The sequence below is a fragment of the Ornithinibacillus contaminans genome (assembly GCF_001038425.2).
In the GTDB taxonomy this organism is placed as follows: Bacteria; Bacillota; Bacilli; order Bacillales; family Amphibacillaceae; genus Ornithinibacillus; species Ornithinibacillus contaminans.
On the sequence record NZ_LDPV02000010.1, the window covers coordinates 59,820 to 81,169 of the forward strand.

Below are 21,350 nucleotides of genomic sequence, written 5' to 3' on the forward strand. Positions count from 1 at the left end.
TCCACTGACTTATCCCTTTAAAAGGGTGGCCAATTCCTTCTTTAAGGTATGCCTAACGTTATCTCAATAAGTTTTTCCTTTCGTATATATGAAAATAGTAGTTATACGGATTTTCGTCATCCATAATACCTTTTTTAATAGATACTTCGTTCCATTCATCATAATTCACATCTGGAAAAAAAGTATCTCCCTCAAATTTGTGATGGATTTTTGTTATGTACATTTTATTAGTATAAGGTAAAAACAAATTATAAATCTGTTCTCCTCCGAAAATAAAAATTTCTTCTTCATTTTTACACAACTCAAAAACAGCTTCCGTTGAATGGGCAATTTCACAACCATTAAAGGTAAAACCCTTATCCCTTGTCAAAACAATATTCCTTCTTTTAGATAAAGCTCTTCCAATTGATTCCAGGTTCCTCCTACCTAATATGATTGGATGTCCTTTTGTAGTTTTTTTAACATACTCCCAATCCTTTGGAATTCTCCATGGGATATCATTCTTTTTACCAATCACTCCATTCTCATCCATCGCTACTATTAAAGAAACTTTCATATATATCACCACCTTTTAGACTATTTCACCTGTAATTTCATGTTTCTTTTGAAGTCCATTGTTCCACTAAATTGTTCTGTTAGCTAAATAAAATGATTTTAACCCTTCACAGGAGTAAGACCTGCTGTAAAGTATACTTTTTCACGAATTTTTTATGTAAATCCCACCCTGCATTGATAAGGGAGGGATAAATGAACTTGGTGCATATATCACGTTCCAAATACTTTTTCCTCTCTAATCAGTCCTCTCCCAACTGACTGGTTCTTTTTATCTAATTGTACCAAAATAAAGTACAGTTTTGTTAGATTTGGCAAGAACCTCCAGTTAAGGATTTTTTCTATTCGTTTGGAACCTAACTCTATAAGGGATTTTTCATTTGGAATACTTTTTGTTGATTCAAAGTTTGAATGGATTTTTCAAGAAACTTGGGAATGTGGAGTGGTTTTGGGTGGAGAGATTTTTTGGAATGAGAATGGGAGATATTCCGATGCTTTCAAGATCACGAAGGTATTTTCGATAAGTGGGTTTAGACATATGTTTCTTAGGCGTATCAATACTACCTTTGGAGATTTGAACGAGGAATGCTCGAAGGTCATCTTTTTTCTTTTTAGAGAAGTGGCTTTTTCCAATGATTTTTTCAGCCTCAGTGATCTTATAATAATCACCTCTGTGAACAATTGGAAGAACATGCTTTACCATGTACTCTTTCCATAACTGATACGAAAAGTAACTCCTTAATTCCTTTGGTCTGCCTTTTCCTTTGTCATTTCTTTTCATGCTGTTGAGATGCGAGTTTTTCAACCTTAGTTCATATCTGATTCGACCAAATTCATACGATTGAATTTCTTCACCACTTGCAATCCGTTCTTTTTCTTTGTCATAAATGAACAACTCAATACTTTTACATTTATGGTATTGTGATGTTTCATATTTAAAAGGGGCTCCGTTCTCATCCTTACCAAATTTTATTTTTTCTTTGTAGGCATACTTAGCAGTGTATTTTTCAAGTAGATGAAATAACAGCTCTCTGTCTTTTGGATTCGGTACGTAAACATCCATTTTGTAATCAATTCTTGTGAGTGTATGCGAATCAAAATATTCGGCATGTCCAAAGTGTCTGATAAGGAACTTTCGCATATCTGATTCTATCAAATCATAATCATTTTCTATAACCTCTCCTCTATTCAACATTTTAAGAGCATCCACTTTCAAGTGTATATTCCAGTCTCCATCTGCACGACTGCTAATCCAAGTAATAGAATAGGCAGGGAATTTCTTTTTTACTCCACAGTTAAGTTGTTTAACCGCAGCCCCAAAGTAATCATACTTGTTGAGGTTAACACCGTACATGGAAAATAGGTGTTGAATATCGTAATAGGCTACGAGCAACATCATTTCAAATGTATGAATCAATTAAAACCATCTCCTTTTATTTTAGTTCACGGGAGCAACGAAACCCTTTGTTAACAATGGTTCTCTTTGTTTTGCTTTTCCCGTCCCAAACTAATTTATATGACTTTCCAACACATTGATAAGCACCAATGTGATTGTTAAGTAAAGCATCCTACTGAAGTTGTAAAGAAAATATTCAACAATGTCCTCACAAAATCGTTCAACAACATTACAGCATGTACATAATAGTAAAGGTTCAGTATTTTTTTGTGTATAGTAGATTACAAGTATATGATTACAAGAAAAAAACCGTAAAAGCTGTATGCTTACGGTTTCGTTTATTGGCTTACATAATCTTTTGTTGTCTTTTGATAGTGGTTATTATTCTATGTACTATTGATACGACCTCGAACCTAAAAATTTTGATTTATGCCATTCTCCTAATTATGATAGAAACATAACAAGATTTCACAATGAAAGGAAGCAAGTTTACCTCAATAAAGTAAATCATCAATTACATTCCCCTCGAACACCCTCAAACCATATGACTTTGAAATTCCCCACTCAATTATTTTAAAATGAGAATCTACAAAAAATAAAAACAACAGGAGGAAAACATCATGACCCTCGAAAGAATCTTCAATAACCAATCCCCAATTACCCTCGAAGACATTTTCCAATCCATCTTGAATGAAAAAATTGACTCACTCATTAAGGAATTCTATGATAATACTAAGGTGAATTCCACTGACTCTTCTAACAAGAAAGGAGAGGATGTGGCATGAGATCAGCAATTTACATTCGTGTCTCAACAAACAAAGAAGAACAAAAACAGTCCCTTGAAAACCAAAAAGAACTGTTTATGAATCTATTATCTGAGAAAGGATGGGACTTATTTGATATATATTTAGACATTGAGTCTGGAACGAAATCAAAGAAACGCCCTGCCCTAAAACGGATGATTGAAGATGCAAGAATGAAGAAGTTCGACATTATTTTGGCAAAGGAATTATCCAGATTAGCCAGAAATGGACAATTATCTTATGAAATTAAAAATCTAGCAGAAATTCAAGGTATACACATCCTTACCATGGATGGTGCTATTGACACACTATCAGGAAATACTCAGATGTTTGGACTATACGCTTGGATGTATGAACAAGAATCCCAAAGAACAAGTGAACGTGTGAAGACTGCTCTACAGATCAGAGCGAAGATTGGTAAATTTAAGGGTTCCATTCCACCCTACGGATACTATGTCGAAAATGGAATTTTAAAAGTCAGAGTTGATTCTACTACTGATATAGTGCGTCGAATTTTCAACTCTTATCTTTCAGGTAAAGGATTTGACAGAATTGCAAGGGAGCTATTAGAGGAAGATATACCGACTCCTTCTGAAATTGCAGGAAAGAGGAATGCAAGTTCACTTTGGCATGGATCTACAGTTAGAAAAATACTTGAAAATCAACATTACATCGGTAATCTAGTTCAACAAAAGGAAACTTCAATCAGTGTAACAACTGAAAAACGCAAAAAGATTGATCCAGCAAATTATGTTGTCATCGAAAATACACATGAGCCTATTATCTCCAAAGATGATTTTCATGTTGCTCAACAGCTAATCTCTGAAAGAAAACGTAAACGGCCATATGCTAAAAAACACCTCTTCACAAATATTTCCTTTTGTGCTGATTGTGGTAAGAGTATGCACTATAAAGCCAATCGTAAAGGTTATATTTGTGGGGCATACAATAAATATGGTCATACAAAATGTTCAGATCACCATGTAAGAGAAGACAGATTGATTGAAGCGATCTCAAATGATATAAAGCAAATGTTTTCAACACTCTCCACAAAATCTATTCAAAAAGACATTGAGAAAAAGATTGCAAACTTCATTCAAAGGGATCAAAAACAACTCACTAACATTCTCAGGGAGATAGAAAGCATAAAGAAAGACAAAACGGCTGCACTTCGCATGAAAATACGTGGGGAAATCCAAGATGAAGAATACAGATTGCTCATTGAGGATAATGGTATCCAACTCGCCAAACTGAATGAGGAAAGGCTAAAATTAGAAAAGGGATTACTTCAACAAAAACAAACGATTGATTTTACAAAACTAATCCAACAAATTGAACGGTTTGTTCAAAACCCTGTTCTTGACGAAGAAATGCTTCACAAACTAATAGAAAAAATCAAATAAAAGAAGATGGGAGTCCGAGAATCCATTACCGATTCTCGGACCCTTATATATCTTCTATTTTTTTACGAGCAACACACAGCACTCCACGTGCATCGTATGCGGAAACAAATCAACCGGCTGAACCTCAACCAATTCATACCCAAACGGCTCAAGCTCCTTAATATCGACCGCAAATGTATCTGGATTACAAGACACATAGACAATTCGTTCAGGCTGTGCACGACCAATACGGCGCATTACTTTACCGCCCGCTCCTGAACGTGGAGGATCAAGAAGTAGAAGCTCCGGAATACCAAAGCTTTCCAGTACCTCATCAATTCCGTTTCTGGCATCTTTAGCTAAAAAGTACGTATTAGAAATTCCATTATCGTTAGCGTTACGCTTCGCAGACTCGATAGACGTTGGTACAATTTCTATTCCAGCAAGCTTCCCTACTCTGCTTGCAAATGGAAGGGAGAACGTTCCAACACCACAGAATAAATCAATCATTTTCTCGGTCTCTTTTGGTTTGGCCATTTCCAATGCTAATTCTACTAGCTTTTGTGCTTGTGTAGGATTTGTTTGGAAGAAGGTATCAAACCAAATACGGTAGCGGTATCCGAGCATTTCATCATAAATAAAATCGCGCCCTGCTAACAGATGGGTATTTTCGGATTGTGTACGATCCGCCCAATCCGTGTTTTCTAGCCATAGTAAGCTTTTTACTTGTGGGAATTTGTCCGTAATTCTCGCTACTAAATCTTGTGCTACCTGGGAAAGCTCTCCATTTGGAGATTCCGTCGCAAACAAGCCAAGCATGATTTCACCAGTAGCAAACGATTGACGCACCATTAAGTGGCGAAGCAAGCCTTCGTGTTCATCTTTGTCATAGCCTGATAACTGGTGTTCTTTTGCCCAGTCAGCTACCTCCATCGTTGCCTCTACCATTTCCTTACCGGCAATGAGACACGTTTCCAAGGAGATAACCTTTCTCCAATTACCAAGTTCATGAAGACCTAAGGAACCATCCTTCGCAAAGGTGAATTCCATCTTATTACGATAATGCCACGGATTTTCCATACCAATTGTGTCATGAACTAGATTCGGATCAAAACCTTGTTCTTCTAATACTTTTTTCACATGACGGGTCTTTTCATTTAACTGACCAGTATACTGCCAGTGCTGCCATACACAGCCACCACATCGCTCAATATGCGGACATTCAGGACCAACTCTCTCAGGATGTGCCTCTACAATTTCCTCCGGCATTACTCTTGTTCTTTTTCGATCAGGCTGTCCCACTGTTACCTGGACCTTTTCTCCTGGTAAAGTTTGTGGAATCGTCAATTTCAGTTTTCTTGGGTTTTGCTCACCAATGTCACGCCAAACAACCGCACGGCCTGAGCCTTTTTTATCTAAATCATTTATTTCAGCAATATACGTTTCACTTTTTGTTTTTGTCACCGGTACTCCTCCTTCCAAAAACCTATATATGTCAATGCATCATGCACTATTTACAGTTATTACACTTTACATACTTTCTTATTATAACGAATCCATATAGAATTGGGAATTAGAAAATGTAGCCACTATTTAAATCCGAAATTCGTGGTGTTTTAACCTCTATTAAAGAAATAAAAAAACACAGGTAGACTTGCCTGTGCTTCAACATCATGAGTACGTTCAATTCTTGTAAACTTCCACTTCACTATCCGAGTTAACTAGAATTGAAACGTCAGTGCCCGTTTTAATTTCAATTGGAAAAACAGCAGATAATTTATCGGAAAATATCCATCTTCTTCCCGGTTGATTAAGTATGATAAATATTCCATTTGCATTTTCTCCCATGAAATTTAGAGAAGTCGTACTTAGCGGACGATTGTCCCGTATAGGAATACCGTTATCGATTAGCTCGCTTCCAACACGGATTGCATCATCTACGGTAAGGCCAATTTCGCTAATGTTAATTATAGATGCAGAGGAAAAGGGCTCTGTTGCTTCTACTGGAATAGAACCTCTTGCGATAAATTCCACTATATTACCTGCTGGATCGTAGAAATATAGCGCGTGTGCGAGAAAATTTTCAAAATAAACCTCATCACTTCCATCTTCTAATGACAATTCCACTCTCTCTTTCACCCATGCTTTTGCTTCGCTAAATTGGTTCGACGGTATGTTAAATGCAAAATGATAGTATGGATTACCTTTTACATTTTTTGATGTAAACACTAACTGACTGGTGCCTACTTTAATACAAAAACTGTCTTTATCCTCGTTAACTAATGGAAACTGAAGAAGGTCTAAATAAAATTTCTTCATTTCCTGGATATCATTTGTGTGTAGGACCAATGATTGTATTTCCATTCTTTTGACCTCCCTTTATGATTTTACAATTTTCCTACTAATAATGTACTTCACGAACAGCGATAAATATAATACCGTTTTACAATACAATGGCATAAGTAAAAATTATACGTGTTGTTAATCATACAAAGATATACATGAGGAGTTATATACTACACAAGAAAGATTGATTTGCTTCATGGCATAATATCTATCAATCTTAGCAAATGATTCCAAACAAAAAAGAAAAGCAACATTGACGCTTTTCTCCCTAATATTAATCTTGTCATTATTACTCAACATATTTACTTGTAAAAATAAAGAAACCTAGAATTAAGCTTAAAATGATAAAAGAAAATCCAAAACTAATCACAAAACGAACCAAAGAAAAACTAAGGAATACAACTACTATACTACTGAAAATTAAAGAAAGAACAACTGAGAATAGAAACCATATCCCTGTCTCTTTAAATAATGTGGTCATTACTTTTCTTTTTGTCCATCCGATTTTAAAATACACATCTAATTCATTTTTTCTCTCGGCAAATAATGTATTTATTCCTTCGCTAAAGGAAATACAACTCAAATAGATTACAAGCGCAACAATGCCTAATTGAAGCCATAGTGATTCACTACTAATAAATCTTCCCAAAGAAGTCTCAGATGCTACTACATATGAATCCCCAATAATCGTAACTTGTAGTGAAATTAAAACAAGTGAAAGTAACGATATGGAAATCATTGGTAAAATAAAACGTTTGTAATACCGTAGAGATGCAAACCATTTATAACCATTCACTCGATTTTTATGTTTAGTTTTTATGTTCAATACTATTGTTGTTAATAATATTGCAATCACCCAAAGGATGGTGGCTCCCCAATACAGTGCTGACTCTGCATTATTAAATACAAGAACAATAATTGATATCAAAAATGCAGTAGTTATTATTAAATACTGTTCCATGCAGTTTCGAAGAATTATCATTCTCTTGCTCCACCCAATTAGTGATAATAATTGGTTCTCTACATTAAGTATATTCTTTTCATAAATTAGTCTAAGAACAAGCCACAAAACCCCAAATAGAGATAATAGCGAAATTGTGATGACGGTCATGATGTTCCAAGTTTCCGATAATTTCTGAGCAACCCCAAGCGTTGTCCAATCTTCGACTACAGCACCTAATCCTTCAACATTTAATTCCATCTCTTTGAAGGAAGATCCCGCTACCACATCTACTTCATAACCCATCTTTAATAATTTCGTTGCAAATGCTTCAATCTTTTCTTTTCCTTCTTTATTATAACTAGTAATTCCAGATAGTCTTATTCGAATAGCATCAATTGGTTCTTCTCCTTTAATTAATTCTGCATATTCGATACTCGTAACACCACTTGCTGGTGAAGGGATAAAACTTCCCGGTATCGTTGTAGGAGTTAGAATTGTTCCATCCACTGCTTTCGCCTGCATCTCACCGTATATCCCTAATGGGCTTCCTGTTAGATGATCATCCTCTTGATTCGAAAATTGAAATGTTCCTACTTGAGCGATAAGAAAAGGCACTTTTGAAGTATCACCATTTATCCCTCTCAGCGAAACACCTTTTTCTTCAATCATTTTATAGGATGGTGGACTTCCATCTGTGTGTATTTCAACAGTTGGTGTACGATCTAAATTCTCATAATTGATTTTTGATGCAACAAAATACGATGATGTATCTATATCGAATACACCTGAATCCGATTTCTCAATTTGCAATGATTTATTTAGACTCAATTTTTCCCCATCAAATGGTTTTATATATTGTGATAGGTCTATTTCCATGTTCTTCACATTAATAGGTTCTTCTTCATTTAATTTATTAAAAGCAGGTGATAAATCCTCTACCCCCATGAAAAAATCACCATTACTCAGACCTAATACTTCATAATAATCATTAATGTTAACATCCATAGTCTCTACCTTTAAATCTAGTATTAAAGGTACGTTCAAATTTTCTCGTTGAAGAATAGGAATTAATGGAATATCGCCATCTAAGTAATCATAATATTGATAGTTAGCTTCTTCCTCTACTTCGTTTTTTTCAAAATCAACAAGTCCAGAAAAATCTATTCCAGTGAGTGCTTCTTCACTTTGAGGATCCACACCAACTACTAGGTTAAAATTTTCAGGTACAGGTCTTGTATACATAGAATCACTAAATGAACCAAACTCTCTATTACTTTGTAAATATTGAATTTGACCTTCACCTGTTTCTTCAAAATACATAACGTCATCTTTGGAAGTTAAGGGGAATTTTGACTTTCCATCCGACGTAAAAAACTGATAGGTAAACCGTGTTGGTTGATCCAAAACAGGTAAATTAATAGAAAATTGAATTCCTCTAAAATATCCTAAAGATGCTACCGGGGCTGCAATTTCAATGTCACTATCTGATTGAATTTCTTTCCATTCCTCAATTGATATTCCACCAAGACTATCTCCTATATAATTCTCTTCCACCATACCAATCTTTTCTTCAACATCACTTCTGGCATCTTTAGGGCGCACTAATAAATCATAGACACCTCTACCATGATTTTCAATAGATTCCCCCACCCTGACTTCAGAAGTTTTTGTCTGCTCTAACCCAAAAGGTATACATATAAAGAGACTAATAAATGCAACTAACGTAATGATAGTATTTATTTTACGATGTTTCATTCTTTTCCACGCAAGACCTATCATTCTTCCACCTCATTTAAGATGAGTTCCCCATTCATAAGGTGATATACCTTATCTGCTTGTTTTGCCGCATCCATATCATGCGTAACTAGAATAATAGTCTTTCCTTGAGTATTTAGATCTCTTAATAAATCTATAATCTGATTTCGATTCTCTGAATCCAGATTCCCAGTTGGCTCATCACAAATCAGTATATTAGGGTCAGCTACTAAAGCTCTCGCAATGGCTACACGCTGCTTCTCTCCACCAGATAACCCCTCTGGAAGTCGTTTAAATAGAGATTCTGGAATTCCAACCATATTCAACAATTCCCTAGCAACTTTGTATAAGTCCTTCTTATATTTTTTATCAAAGGTTGGTAGAACTACATTGTCTAATACAGAATAAAATGGCAAAAGCTTAAAGTCTTGAAAGATAAAGCCTATACTTTCTCTTCTTAATTTACGTCGTTCATATTCTATTAGTTCATAAACATTCTTATTTTCATATAACACCTGACCAGAATCAGGCGGCATTAAACCGGAAATAACATGTAAAAGTGTTGTTTTGCCAACCCCTGAAGGGCCTACAATTGAAACCCAAGAACCGCTTGGGATAAAAATTTGTACATTATTTAATATTTCCGTTGGTGTTGTTCTACTTTGGAATGTTTTGCTAACATTTTCTAATTTTATCAATTGGTATCAACTCCTAATAGAAATTTTGCTCTACCTCTTTGAGATAGAGCAAAATTCCCCTTCAAATTCAGCGAAAATTACCGTGTCAATTTCACCCAACCACTAGTTGTATCAGTATTCCCGTTGGTTACGTCTAATTTTGTATTATAAGTGACTTCAGATAGATTATTTCTGTAATAAGTATACGAATAATCTATTGACAAAGAGTTAGTACTTCTGTCTACCCCAACACCTTCTCCATTATAATATCTAACACGATAATTATTTGTTGCTCCAGCTCCCCATGATAATTTAACTGTGTGAACCTTCGAGGAAACATTGGTATAAGTTTTGGTTCGGGGAGTAATACTACTCTCTACCGGAATGTACATGATCTCATTATTTGGTGAAGCTAAACCCTCAATTGGACTGGCAAAGGTAGTAACTGCTCCCCCTCCTAAAACCAGAACAATTATCGCACTAATAGAGAACATTTTCTTCAGTTTATTCATGATTAACCCTCCCTCCTATTAATTGAATTTTACTACACTTATAAATTATCACACTTTGAAATTTATTTTAATAGATTATATAATAGAATTAGTTGGGAAATCTTCTCAAAATTATAGTTAAATACTCAAGGTTTTTTTGATAATTTTCCCAACTTTTTATGTTAACCTCAAAGTGTGAATCATGATATAGTAAAGGAAGATTTACCATGGTAAATATTGGTTACACCATAAAATTGGAAAGAAAAAAACAAAATATGAAACAGATTAGTCTAGCAAAAGGAATTTGCTCAAATTCATATTTGAGTAAGATTGAGAATGGTACTGCAATAGCTAGCAAAGAGGTCATAAACCTACTTTTAGAACGTTTAAATATAGATTATGTTCAGGAAACAACTTCCCCTATTACAAATAATGGTAATTCACTACAAGAGGAGCTTAATAAAATTTATAAAGAAGTAACCTTATTCAGAAATCGAGAATTTGCCAAAGAGAAATTAGAACATTTAAACCAAATAAAGATTAGTTCTGATAAATCTACCTTTATCTTTTTACAATTAGTTATATTTCGTATATCTCTATTTTTCAACAAAAAAGCCGAGAGTAAAGTGTATATAGATTTTCTGGAAACATACTTGGAAAACTTTACTAATTATCATAAATATTTATTTAAGAAAAACCTGGGAATCTATTATCAACAAAATCAGGATATTAAACAATCTATTCAATTTTTCACCGAAGCTTTTGAGCTTACTCATGAAATTCTGTTAGAAGATTGGGAAAAAGCAGATCTTTACTATATGTTAGGTGTTGTATCCGTCTCGAATGAAAAAATAGTAGAAACTATTGAATACTCGTATATTGCATTGAGATATTTTAAAGATTCTCTATACTTACAAAGGGCATTGGAATGTTATCTCCTACTTGGCATTGCATATAAAAAAGCCAATCGAAGCGATAAGTCCCTAGAAATGTACCAACTAGCCCTAAAAATTAGTAAGGAGCACAATTTAGAAAAATATAATGGAATTATCTATCAAAATATCGGCTCACTTTATTCATACTACCAATCAGATAAAGCAATATACTATTACAAAAATAGTTTTCTGTACAAAAAAAGAACAAATGAACAGCTAATTACAATTTTTTCATTGGTGATAGAATATTACAAATACGAAAATTGGAAAGAAATGAACCATTGGATTGACAGAGGATTCCAATTAATTAACAATAATATGGATGCTAAAAAAGACTACATTCACCATTTTTTGATTTATCAAGAACTAAGCTTGTATAAATCACTTTCTGAAAAAGTGGTAGTTCCCTCTATAAATTTTTTCAATAGCATACAGGATTACCGCCATTGTTACAAGTATAACTATATGCTTGGGCAATCTATGTTTAAACAATCAAAATATAAATCTGCTAGTATTTATTTCCAAGAAGCTCACTCTTATCTTCTAAAACTTAAGAAATTAAAACGATTGGAGGATTTATAATGAGGAAAATTATATTTTGGGGACTGAATGTTGTTCTAATTTATTCTTGTATTTTATTATTCAACAACGATATTGTAAATTTGACCGAAGATGAAATACCCGAAATTACAAATAATGATGATGCATTGTAAACAATGTGGTTAAGAGAATATTCCGAGCCATTATCGTTTTACATGTAGGTACTCTATAAAATCCCTATAAGGTTCTAATCCTATTAAAACAATGTAATGAATCAATATACATTTCAATAAAATAGCTGCCTTTTAGTGAAAAGCAGCTATTTTTATTTTATTCTACTTCCCTCAACCCATTCAAAAATGCCTTTATCATAAATACTAAACTATCATCTCGATCTATCGGCATTCCAAATCCACTTTTTTGCTCCAATGTGGAAAAGCCATGTAATATACTTCGTAGCCCTCTGACCGCATGAATCGCATTTACTTCTGATAATGGGTAAGAGCCAAATGATGCGATGATTAGATCGATGATTTTATTGCTTTCGATTTCAATTTCTTCATCCGTATGTTGCGGTAAAGCAATCGTATATTCGTACAATCCTGGATGTTCTCTCGTGAACTGAAGATAGGCATTCGCTATGGCAAAAATAGCTTCATCGCCAGATTTACCATCAGAAGCAATCCTCATTCCTTCGTATAGTTTTTTTACACCAAGCAGTGTCAGCTCTCTTTTAATTTGCGGGAGTCCCTTTACATGGTTAAATAGCGATGGTGGCCTGACAGAAAATTCTCTAGCAATCGCGGCCAATGTTACAGCCTCTGTTCCTTGTTGGTCTGCTAGCTCTGCAGCTGCAGCAATAATTCGTTCTAAGTCAAGACCTGCTCTTGGCATTCATTACGCCCCTTTCTGCACATTACCTAATTGTTCCGCTGCTTCCCGAATTGCCTTTTCAATTTGCTGATGAGGATCTTCAATCATGTTCCCGTGTCCTACCGCTAACAAAGTCGGGTCTAGTGCAAGTATTTTCTTTGCACTCGCAAGGGCAATTTCTTTATGCCAAGTGGCAAATGCCGGAAACGGAAAACTCCGTACTAATTGCCCCCCAACAGCAATCTTTCCCCTTGTTTGAAATGCGTCTCCAACAATAATTGCCCTATTTTTCGTATCGAATAACGAGATGGATCCTGGTGTATGTCCAGGCGTTGTCACAACCTCTAACGACCCGATTCGATCACCTTCATTTAACTTACGTTCGGCAATCGTTTTTATTCTTTTTGGAACGCCACCTTTAATCGGAGTTTGCGGTTCATCAGAATTCAATGAAACATCCCCTCGTAACAATCTGCTATCCCGCTCTGAGATGGATACGGCGACATCTGGAAAAGCCTGCTTTACCTTATCCAAAGCACCAACATGATCCCCGTGTCCATGGGTTAACACAACATTCGTTAACGGCTTACCAATTTCGTTGACCAATTTTACGATACCATTAAAACTACTCGGAATTCCTGCATCAATTAATGTTAACTGGTCTTCTTCCTCATAAATATAACAATTAACCGGAAAAACACTTGGTAACACTGTTAATTGATAAAGATTTTGATTACGAATCACTCTCATTGCCCATTCCCCCAGATTTATTATTTTCCGTTCAAAAAACAAAAACTAATACCATTAGTTTTAATGTAATTGATATTCTGATTTTTTGCAAGCCTAATTTTAAAAATGCTTTTAAAAACATGGAAATACAAAAGTGAAAATCCCTTCTCCATTGGCGAGAAGGGATTTCTATTTATACTTCTACCAAACTAATCTTGATTTGGTTTAGCTGCACCCACTACGTATTGTACTGTTACAAATACTGACCAGTAAAAGATTCACGGGTCGCTGCAATCCTTTCCGGTGTTCCTTCGGCAATAACTTGTCCACCCTTTTCTCCACCTTCTGGACCTAAATCTACTATCCAATCAGCACCGCTAATCATCTGGCTATTATGCTCTACCATAATAACGGTATTACCAGCATCGACAAGTCGATTCAACAGTTTCAGTAATTGTGTGACATCATTCGGGTGTAATCCAGTAGTGGGTTCGTCAAGCAAATATAACGAGCTTTTATTTCCTTGCTTTAATAGTTCTTTGGCTAGTTTTAGTCGTTGTCCTTCCCCACCTGAGAGTGTCGTTAATGACTGTCCCATTTTTAAATAGCCTAATCCTATCTCAACCAGTAATTCAAGAATAACGTTAACTTTCTTCTCCTCTTTAAAGATTGTTAAACAATCTACAATAGAGCTTTCAAGGATGTCATTAACGGAATATCCATTAAATTTCACAGATAAGACATCTTGTTGAAATCTTTTACCATGACATACTGGACAAACAACCTCTAATTCTGGGAAGAATAGCATATTCGTTGTTACATAGCCTAACCCCTGGCAGTTCTCACAGCGCCCACCAGCAGTATTAAAGGAAAAATGCTTTGCAGTCAATTTTTTCTCTAATGCTACTGAATCCTTCGCAAAAATATTACGAATAGGGGTAAACAGATCAATATATGTTGCGATATTAGATCGCTTCATTCTACTTAGAGGAGATTGTCCAACCTTAATCATCTGATCAAACTGTTCAAGTCCTGTTACTCGTTCGAAGCCTTGCTTTATTTTTTCACTGCCGTTTGCTAGGACGTCAAAAATAAGTGATGATTTTCCTGAACCAGACACCCCTGTGACAGCAGTCAAGCAGCCGATAGGAAATGATACAGTAATGTCTTTTAAATTATGTATCGTGGCATGATGAACCGTTATTCCTTGTCCAGTCCCTTCACGATACGACTTATGCTCCTCTCCTTCATCACGGAGATATTTTCCTGTTACGGACTCTTCTTGATTCATCAGTTCTTGTAATGTCCCCTGTCCAACTACTTGTCCTCCTAAGTTTCCTGCTCCTGGTCCAATATCAATAATATAATCTGCCACTTTCATGACATCTACATCGTGCTCAATAAGTAAGACCGTGTTCCCTAAATCTCTGAGTCCCTTTAGCACACTTACTAATCCTAATGTGTCCTTTGGATGTAGCCCGACAGTTGGCTCATCCATAATATAAAGTACCCCTGTTAATGCGGAATCAAGTAACGCAGATAATCGTATCCGTTGCGCCTCTCCTCCAGATAGTGTAATTACTTGGCGGTCTAATGTTAAATAGCCCAATCCAATTTTTATTATTCTAGTAAGCTTTGTCTTCAAATCTTGTAGAAAGGTTTCAACGAGCAAATAACTTTCTTTGTCTAATGCTCCCTCTAGCCGGATGACCCAGTTAAGCATTTCTTCTAAGGAATTTCTTACTAGCATAGGAATTGTCAAACTTTCTACGGTCACGTTTCTACTGACTTCATTTAATCGATCACCATGACAGTCCGGACAAACTTGCGTGTAAAAATACTCCTCTGCTTCTGCTGACGAACCAGAATGTTCCGTAAACCTTCTCCACATTGCTGTTAAGACACCTGCAAATTTTCCTTTTTCCACAGTCTTTGGTGGTTTCTTATCAGGAAAAAGCGATTTTACCTCATCACTTTCAACGCCATAATATAGAATTGCTTTTTGTTCAGGTGTGTATTTCTCTAAAGGAAGCCCATCTTCAATTGGCACACTATAATAAGCAAGCGCGAGTTTTACAACCGGAATTTGCCATTCCGCATAGCGTCCCTTCCATAAATCAACTGCACCTTCTTCAAGTGAAAGGTTTTGATGAAAAACCGATTCCAAATGAATATCAACCGTCTCGCCAAGGCCCTTACAAGTGGGACAGGCTCCTTCAGTTTTATTGTAAGAAAAGTGAGTCCGCGTCAATTTCTCTACTCGGTGATGACAGTTCGAACAGAATACATATTCTTTAAAACTACCTTCTTCTTTCTCTATTTCTGTTGCATTGAATGTGGGATTAATCTCATGCCCACATGACGGACAAACCCTTACACCAAGCTTTTCAAAAATCATTCGTAAACTCGTATACATATCTGTTACCGTACCAACCGTTGAACGTGGATTTTTATTGGTAATTTGTTGATTAATACTAATGGCAGGTGAAAGTCCACTTATCGAATCAACCTTGGGCTTATTAATGCCTTGTAGCCCCATTGATTCTAAATACTGTCTTTGACATTCCTTAAATAGTGTATCCATTGCTAGTGTAGATTTACCGGATCCAGAAGGACCCGTTAACACAATAAGTTTGTTCTTAGGAATAGCCACCGATAAATCCTTTAAATTATTTTCTTTAGCACCTTTTACTATCATGACATCGTTCAAACCAAACTCCTCCTTCTACTCTTCTAATCTAAGCATACAACATTTATGCAAGTGCAGGGTTTTGAGTAATATGTTACTATTATGATAGATTTTTAGCCTAATAAACCCGTCATGGAACTATAATGTTATAATTTAAACTTTTGCATATAACATACTTTTGGAGGTTCCTATGGAATTAAGACCGATTGATATTGCCCGAAAATTGGATGTCGGAACAAGCGCGATGCGTCATTACGAAGAATGGGGTATTGTTCCAAATGCCATACGAAAACCAAATGGCTATCGTAAGTATACGGAGGAACACCTAGCATATTTCCAATGTATACGAGCAATGTATCCTGGGTTCGGCATGGCAACTGTTCGCAGAATAATGCCCATGATTCAAGAGGGTAAATTTACCGAAGCTCTCTGGGAAGTAAATGCCATTCAAGCTGAATTATTTCAAAAGAAACAACAAGCAACTAAAGCATTAGAAATATTAAAACCTGACAATATTAAACGATTCATGGATAAGAGAAAAAAACAATTGTATACGATCGGGGAAGTGGAAAAGGAAATTGAAGTACCAGCGACAACCCTAAGACATTGGGAAAAGGAAGGATTAATAACCCCAAGTAGAAATCCAGAGAGTGGTTACCGTCTGTATAATCATGAGGATATTCGCCGTTTATTAATCATTAGGACCATCCATTCATCGGTTTATTTTCTTGATTCTGTTAGAAGGATATTAGATAAAATTAATCAACATAGTATTTCAGAAGCCCGAAAAATAACCATGGAATCCTTGAAATATATGGACTATCAAATTGAGCAGCAGCTTCGCGGGGCACATTACTTATTCAAATTAATAGAATTACTAAAAGAAAGACGACAATGATTCTATTATGAAATCACTGTCGTTTTTCTTTAATTTGCGGAATAAGCTACTATTGTCGCTTTACTATTAAAGTACCTATACCACTAATACACATATATACAAGGATAATTATCCAGAGGTAACTAGTTTGCACGTTTTTAATTCCCAGTAATGTAATGATAACTAATGAGAGAAAAAGCAATCCTAAAAAAATAATTGAAGAACACATAGAAAACTTCAACATATTTTTAACTGTTCGTTCATCAAATTCAGGAGTATTATCTGTCTTACGCCTTTCTCTTATTAGATTTATAACTATTAGAATAATAGATACAGGCAATACACCTAATATAGACGCGGTTGAGAATTCTCCTTTTGTAAAATAAGTTATCGTTTGACCAATTATCGATCCGACTAAAACTGCTATACCTCCGTATGCTAGAGTCCATTTTCTCTTCCTATTTTCCATTGCTCTCCTCCTCTAAAATGAATACATCTTCAAACTGCATATCAAAATATTTCACAATTTTAAGCGATAATTCAAGACTTGGATTATATTTATTCTTTTCTATTGCAGTAAACGTTTGTCGAGTTACTTGTAAATCCTCAGCCATTTTTATTTGTTTAATTCCTTTTTCTTTTCTAATTTGACGAATGTTATTTCTAACAACCATAGACCACCACCACCAATTACGTAAAGATATCTTTACATATAAGTATCATAGAAAATAAAAAAAGTAAAGATATCTTTACTTTTTTTACAGAAATGAATATATAATTTTTGATAATTATTTCCATCTATTCCTTACTCGACTTAGCCCTTAGCGGTGCATTTCGCATAATCGGATAGGTTAATAACAGCGCTACAAGTCCCACTAACCCTAGCAAAGAAATTAATGTCATTCCTAATGCATCAAAGTCCAAGCCTACAAACCATTCCACCGCATTGCTTAAAAAACTACCATAATGTAAAAACATGATGATAAGCGCTAAAACCATCAAAATAATGATACTTTTTTGCATGCCCAATCGAAAGTTAATGCTATACAGCAGGAAAGGTACACCGAATAGAAAGAATCCAACCATGATATCCATCCATAAATACGTAAAGAAGTTATAGTCTTGACCTAAGAATAAACCCGGATGAAGTATTCTTGCTCCGACATCCCAGTGCTCATAAGCCGTTCTTACTATTAATTGCAAAACATTTATACTTAACATGCTGAGGACAACAGCTAAAATACCTACACCATAACACATTTTTAATAGTTGAATCCTCGTACTTCCGAATGCAATTGCAGTTGAATAGAGCGATTTATAGCCAATGATTGAAAAAAATGCAATAAAGAAATACGCCGGACCTGAAATCGAGGCGATTACATCTTCTCCTATTCCAAACGTAAAACCAATTAGTAGCCACATCAAGGTTAATGGAATTGTAATGTAGAGAAGCATAAATTTACCGAAAAAATATAATAACCCCTCGGATACCAATCGAACTGTCCCATGTAAAGAATTCATTCTATCTTCCCCCTTCCGTTTTATTCAGTAAATAATCTTGTAGCTTTGGTTTCTCTATGGAAAGCCCATTAGACGACGCCGCTTCTTTCCACGCTTCATTAAAAGGTACATCAAGCATGACTTTTAACCGTGAACCTAATTCACTTTTTTCTAATACTTTCTCTCCATCTACTAATTTTTCGATTACCGCTTTCGATCCCGCCAACCAAACGCCACGTTCTCTCATTTCATCAATTGATTCATGAAGTAACACTTTCTTATCATGAATGACAATAATAGCATCACTTATCGGTTGTATTTCTTCAATATGATGCGTAGATAACATAATCAACCGAGGATATTCTTCCTGACTTTCTCGTAGTGCTTGGTACATTTTCTTTCGCATGCTTGCATCCAGTCCATTCGTTGGCTCATCCAGAATCGTAATTTCTGCACGGCTGGAAATTCCAATAATAAACTGTAGGGCAGACTTCATTCCTTTGGACAGTTTTGATATTTTCTTCTTCTCATTCAGCTGAAATGTTTTTAACAGTTTTTTAGCCAAGTTATCATCCCAATTGGCATTATAATAGCTCCCAAAACGCAAGGCATCTTTTATCGTCCAGATGGAGCTAAAAGGGTGCTCCTCCTGCATGTAACATACATGCTGAACAGCCTCTGCCCGATTATAAGGAGCCATTCCCATGATTTCAACATTCCCTTGGTTTGGCTTCTCATGTCCAGCAAGCAGCTTCATTAATGTAGTTTTTCCAGCGCCATTTCTCCCCCAGATTGCGGTAATACCATGTTCCTGTTCATCAAAAGAAACGCCATCCAGCACCTTATCCTCGCCGTAACCATAGGTAACATTTTCCGCTCGAATCATTCTTTCTCCTCCTCTTTTATCAAGTCTATTACTGTTTCCACATTCATTCCCAATCGCTTCGCTTCATCAAGTAGTGGTACGATAAATTCCTTCTTGTATTCTTTTTTCCTTTCGTTTAACAATTTTGTTTTAGCCCCTTCCATAACAAACATCCCAATTCCACGCTTTTTATAAATTATTTCTTCATCAACTAGAGTCTGTAATCCCTTTCTTACAGTTGCCCTATTAATGTTATAAAAATTTGATAGTTCGTTTTCTGACGGAACTTTTTCCTCTTCCTTTAATTCCCCTTCCACAATGTCATTTCTGACCATTTGTGCGATTTGCTGAAAGATAGGCAAAGACTCATCTAATATTGGTTTCAACAAGAACACTCCTTTCCATAACCCGATTGACCTATGCTGTATATTGTTCAGTTGTATACTCGTGTAATCAAACATACAACATATTCTTGTTCTTGTAAAGTGCTACATAGCGTGAAATCGCAAAATACAAAAAAGACCCTTATTTCGCAAAAGATATTTACGAAACAAGGGTCACACTAGTACATATTTAGTTACATTAGAGATGGAAGATCTATTCATGAAAATATCTTCCCAGTAATTCCGCTGATAACTTCACAAAAAAATCGTTCAACTTTTATACTCAAAACTATCCAGCATCGCACGCACTTCATCCGATGACTCCGTGTTCATCAATTGATTTCTTAATTCACTCGCTCCCTGGAATCCACGGACATAAATCTTAAAGAAGCGATGAAGCGCCTTAAACGAACGGAGCCCTAATGATGAATACATATCATGGAGATCCAGATGCAACCGTAAGAGATCAAGTAATTCCTTACTACTGTGTTCTTTCGGTTCTACTTCAAAAGCAAATGGATTTTTGAAAATTCCACGGCCAATCATTACCCCATCTACTCCATACTGTTCCGCTAACTTCTGGCCAGTTTGACGATCAGGGATATCGCCATTGATTGTCAGAAGTGTATGTGGAGCTACCTCATCACGTAGCTTCTTAATCTCCGGAATTAGTTCCCAGTGAGCATCCACTTTGCTCATTTCCGCTCTTGTGCGAAGATGAATAGAAAGATTTACAATGTCTTGTTTCAAAATGTGTGTTAACCAATCGCGCCATTCGTCAACTTGCGTGTAACCAAGCCTTGTCTTCACACTTACAGGCAATCCACCTGCTTTTGCAGCTTGGATTAGTTCAGCTGCAACGTCTGGACGTCGGATAAGACCACATCCCTTGCCATTCCCAGCTACATTTGGAACAGGACAGCCCATATTAATATCGATTCCTTTAAATCCTTGTTCTGCCATACCAATACTCATCTGCCGAAAGAATTCAGGCTTATCTCCCCATATATGGGCAACTATCGGTTGCTCATCCTCTGTAAAAGTCAAACGCCCACGCACACTCTGGATACCATCTGGATGACAATAGCTCTCCGTGTTTGTAAACTCCGTGAAAAACACGTCAGGTCGCCCTGCTTCACTTACAACATGACGAAAAACAACATCCGTCACATCCTCCATTGGTGCCAGTACAAAAAACGGGCGTGGTAACTCATGCCAAAAATTATCGTTCATCTATATTCGAACCCTCTCATTACTAGTTTATCTAAATTAATTTTGTACAACCAAAATAAACTCCTGCTAAATCTCCCACCTCAAACCCGCATTCCACCGTTGCCGTTAAAATAAAGTATTGCTACGGAACCCCCATTTTTGATGTTTTTTCCTTCAAAAATACGCACTTTCTTCCCTCTATTACGCCTGTTTTTCCACCTTTTTTTCGGAGTTATAAAAAACATTTGTGATATTGGAATGAAGAAAAAGTCGATAAAAGAATGACAGGACAAGGGTTTGGGCATGAAAAGACCCCGAATTCGCAAAAGTATTTTTTAACGAAATCAGGGTAGGACTAGCAAATGTTTATTTTGACTAGCAGATTTATTTTTTAGTTAGACA

General features: G+C 35.8%; 19 protein-coding genes and 2 pseudogenes. 5 read left to right on the forward strand and 16 right to left on the reverse strand.

All coding sequences use genetic code 11. From position 1 onward, the window contains the following. Positions 1-58: 58 nt before the first annotated feature. Positions 59-556, reverse strand: a complete 498-nt coding sequence (dfr, locus tag JF53_RS02085) for a DfrD/DfrG/DfrK family trimethoprim-resistant dihydrofolate reductase (RefSeq protein ID WP_047981877.1) — start codon at positions 554-556, stop codon at positions 59-61. A gap of 396 nt (positions 557-952) precedes the next feature. Further along, on the reverse strand, positions 953-1,969 hold the full coding sequence (locus JF53_RS02090; protein ID WP_047981878.1) for a hypothetical protein: 1,017 nt from the start codon (positions 1,967-1,969) through the stop codon (positions 953-955). A 599-nt stretch (positions 1,970-2,568) separates the two neighbouring features. Here JF53_RS02090 and JF53_RS17670 point away from each other — a divergent pair. Then, positions 2,569-2,733, forward strand: coding sequence for a hypothetical protein (locus JF53_RS17670; protein WP_169750778.1), 165 nt, complete (start codon positions 2,569-2,571; stop codon positions 2,731-2,733). Continuing rightward, on the forward strand, positions 2,730-4,154 hold the full coding sequence (locus JF53_RS02095; protein WP_236686893.1) for a recombinase family protein: 1,425 nt from the start codon (positions 2,730-2,732) through the stop codon (positions 4,152-4,154). Before JF53_RS17670 ends, JF53_RS02095 begins: the two co-directional genes overlap by 4 nt. A 54-nt stretch (positions 4,155-4,208) precedes the next feature. On the opposite strand, the gene rlmD is transcribed toward JF53_RS02095, so the two are convergent. The 5 genes from rlmD to JF53_RS02120 all read right to left on the reverse strand — a co-directional run bounded on the left by rlmD (position 4,209) and on the right by JF53_RS02120 (position 10,366). Further along, the gene (rlmD, locus tag JF53_RS02100) at positions 4,209-5,597 is read right to left on the reverse strand and encodes a 23S rRNA (uracil(1939)-C(5))-methyltransferase RlmD (protein ID WP_047981879.1); all 1,389 of its coding nucleotides are present in this window, start codon (positions 5,595-5,597) and stop codon (positions 4,209-4,211) included. 219 nt (positions 5,598-5,816) lie between these two features. Next, positions 5,817-6,497 carry a VOC family protein gene (locus JF53_RS02105; protein WP_047981880.1) on the reverse strand — a complete coding sequence of 227 codons (681 nt, stop codon included), beginning with the start codon at positions 6,495-6,497 and terminating at the stop codon, positions 5,817-5,819. A 271-nt stretch (positions 6,498-6,768) separates the two neighbouring features. After that, the gene (locus tag JF53_RS02110; protein WP_047981881.1) at positions 6,769-9,201 is read right to left on the reverse strand and encodes an ABC transporter permease; all 2,433 of its coding nucleotides are present in this window, start codon (positions 9,199-9,201) and stop codon (positions 6,769-6,771) included. Further along, the gene (locus JF53_RS02115; protein ID WP_047981882.1) at positions 9,198-9,875 is read right to left on the reverse strand and encodes an ABC transporter ATP-binding protein; all 678 of its coding nucleotides are present in this window, start codon (positions 9,873-9,875) and stop codon (positions 9,198-9,200) included. The genes JF53_RS02110 and JF53_RS02115 overlap by 4 nt, the downstream gene beginning before the upstream one ends. Positions 9,876-9,952: 77 nt before the next feature. Next, on the reverse strand, positions 9,953-10,366 hold the full coding sequence (locus JF53_RS02120) for a hypothetical protein (RefSeq protein WP_047981883.1): 414 nt from the start codon (positions 10,364-10,366) through the stop codon (positions 9,953-9,955). Positions 10,367-10,572: 206 nt separating this feature from the next. On the opposite strand from JF53_RS02120, the gene JF53_RS02125 reads away from it, so the two are divergent. Next, on the forward strand, positions 10,573-11,862 hold the full coding sequence (locus JF53_RS02125; protein ID WP_047981884.1) for a helix-turn-helix domain-containing protein: 1,290 nt from the start codon (positions 10,573-10,575) through the stop codon (positions 11,860-11,862). A gap of 288 nt (positions 11,863-12,150) precedes the next feature. Here the strand turns inward: JF53_RS02125 and JF53_RS02130 are convergent, their stop codons facing one another. The 3 genes from JF53_RS02130 to JF53_RS02140 form a co-directional block, all read right to left on the reverse strand. Continuing rightward, entirely contained in the window at positions 12,151-12,714 is a 564-nt protein-coding gene (locus JF53_RS02130) for a TetR/AcrR family transcriptional regulator (RefSeq protein ID WP_047981885.1), read from the reverse strand. 3 nt (positions 12,715-12,717) lie between these two features. After that, positions 12,718-13,443: an MBL fold metallo-hydrolase gene (locus JF53_RS02135; RefSeq protein WP_047981886.1), complete on the reverse strand. Its 726-nt coding sequence runs from the start codon at positions 13,441-13,443 to the stop codon at positions 12,718-12,720. Between the two features lie 232 nt (positions 13,444-13,675). After that, complete coding sequence (locus JF53_RS02140) at positions 13,676-16,132, reverse strand: ATP-binding cassette domain-containing protein (protein ID WP_047981887.1); 2,457 nt, start codon at positions 16,130-16,132, stop codon at positions 13,676-13,678. 223 nt (positions 16,133-16,355) lie between these two features. Between JF53_RS02140 and JF53_RS18030 the strand changes: the two are divergent. Both JF53_RS18030 and JF53_RS18035 read left to right on the forward strand, forming a co-directional pair. After that, positions 16,356-16,448, forward strand: a pseudogene (locus tag JF53_RS18030) (MerR family transcriptional regulator); the annotation flags it as partial. Between the two features lie 210 nt (positions 16,449-16,658). Beyond that, positions 16,659-16,805, forward strand: a pseudogene (locus JF53_RS18035) (MerR family transcriptional regulator); the annotation flags it as partial. A gap of 253 nt (positions 16,806-17,058) precedes the next feature. Here JF53_RS18035 and JF53_RS02150 read toward each other — a convergent pair. The 6 genes from JF53_RS02150 to JF53_RS02175 form a co-directional block, all read right to left on the reverse strand. Next, positions 17,059-17,457, reverse strand: a complete 399-nt coding sequence (locus JF53_RS02150; protein WP_047981889.1) for a hypothetical protein — start codon at positions 17,455-17,457, stop codon at positions 17,059-17,061. Next, the gene (locus JF53_RS02155) at positions 17,447-17,662 is read right to left on the reverse strand and encodes a helix-turn-helix transcriptional regulator (protein ID WP_047981890.1); all 216 of its coding nucleotides are present in this window, start codon (positions 17,660-17,662) and stop codon (positions 17,447-17,449) included. The genes JF53_RS02150 and JF53_RS02155 overlap by 11 nt, the downstream gene beginning before the upstream one ends. A 124-nt stretch (positions 17,663-17,786) precedes the next feature. Further along, positions 17,787-18,509, reverse strand: coding sequence for a hypothetical protein (locus tag JF53_RS02160; RefSeq protein ID WP_047981891.1), 723 nt, complete (start codon positions 18,507-18,509; stop codon positions 17,787-17,789). Position 18,510: 1 nt separating this feature from the next. Further along, positions 18,511-19,374, reverse strand: a complete 864-nt coding sequence (locus JF53_RS02165) for an ABC transporter ATP-binding protein (RefSeq protein ID WP_047981892.1) — start codon at positions 19,372-19,374, stop codon at positions 18,511-18,513. Beyond that, on the reverse strand, positions 19,371-19,739 hold the full coding sequence (locus JF53_RS02170) for a GntR family transcriptional regulator (RefSeq protein ID WP_047981893.1): 369 nt from the start codon (positions 19,737-19,739) through the stop codon (positions 19,371-19,373). The genes JF53_RS02165 and JF53_RS02170 overlap by 4 nt, the downstream gene beginning before the upstream one ends. A 267-nt stretch (positions 19,740-20,006) precedes the next feature. Next, the gene (locus tag JF53_RS02175) at positions 20,007-20,969 is read right to left on the reverse strand and encodes a tRNA dihydrouridine synthase (protein ID WP_047981894.1); all 963 of its coding nucleotides are present in this window, start codon (positions 20,967-20,969) and stop codon (positions 20,007-20,009) included. Positions 20,970-21,350 lie beyond the last annotated feature (381 nt).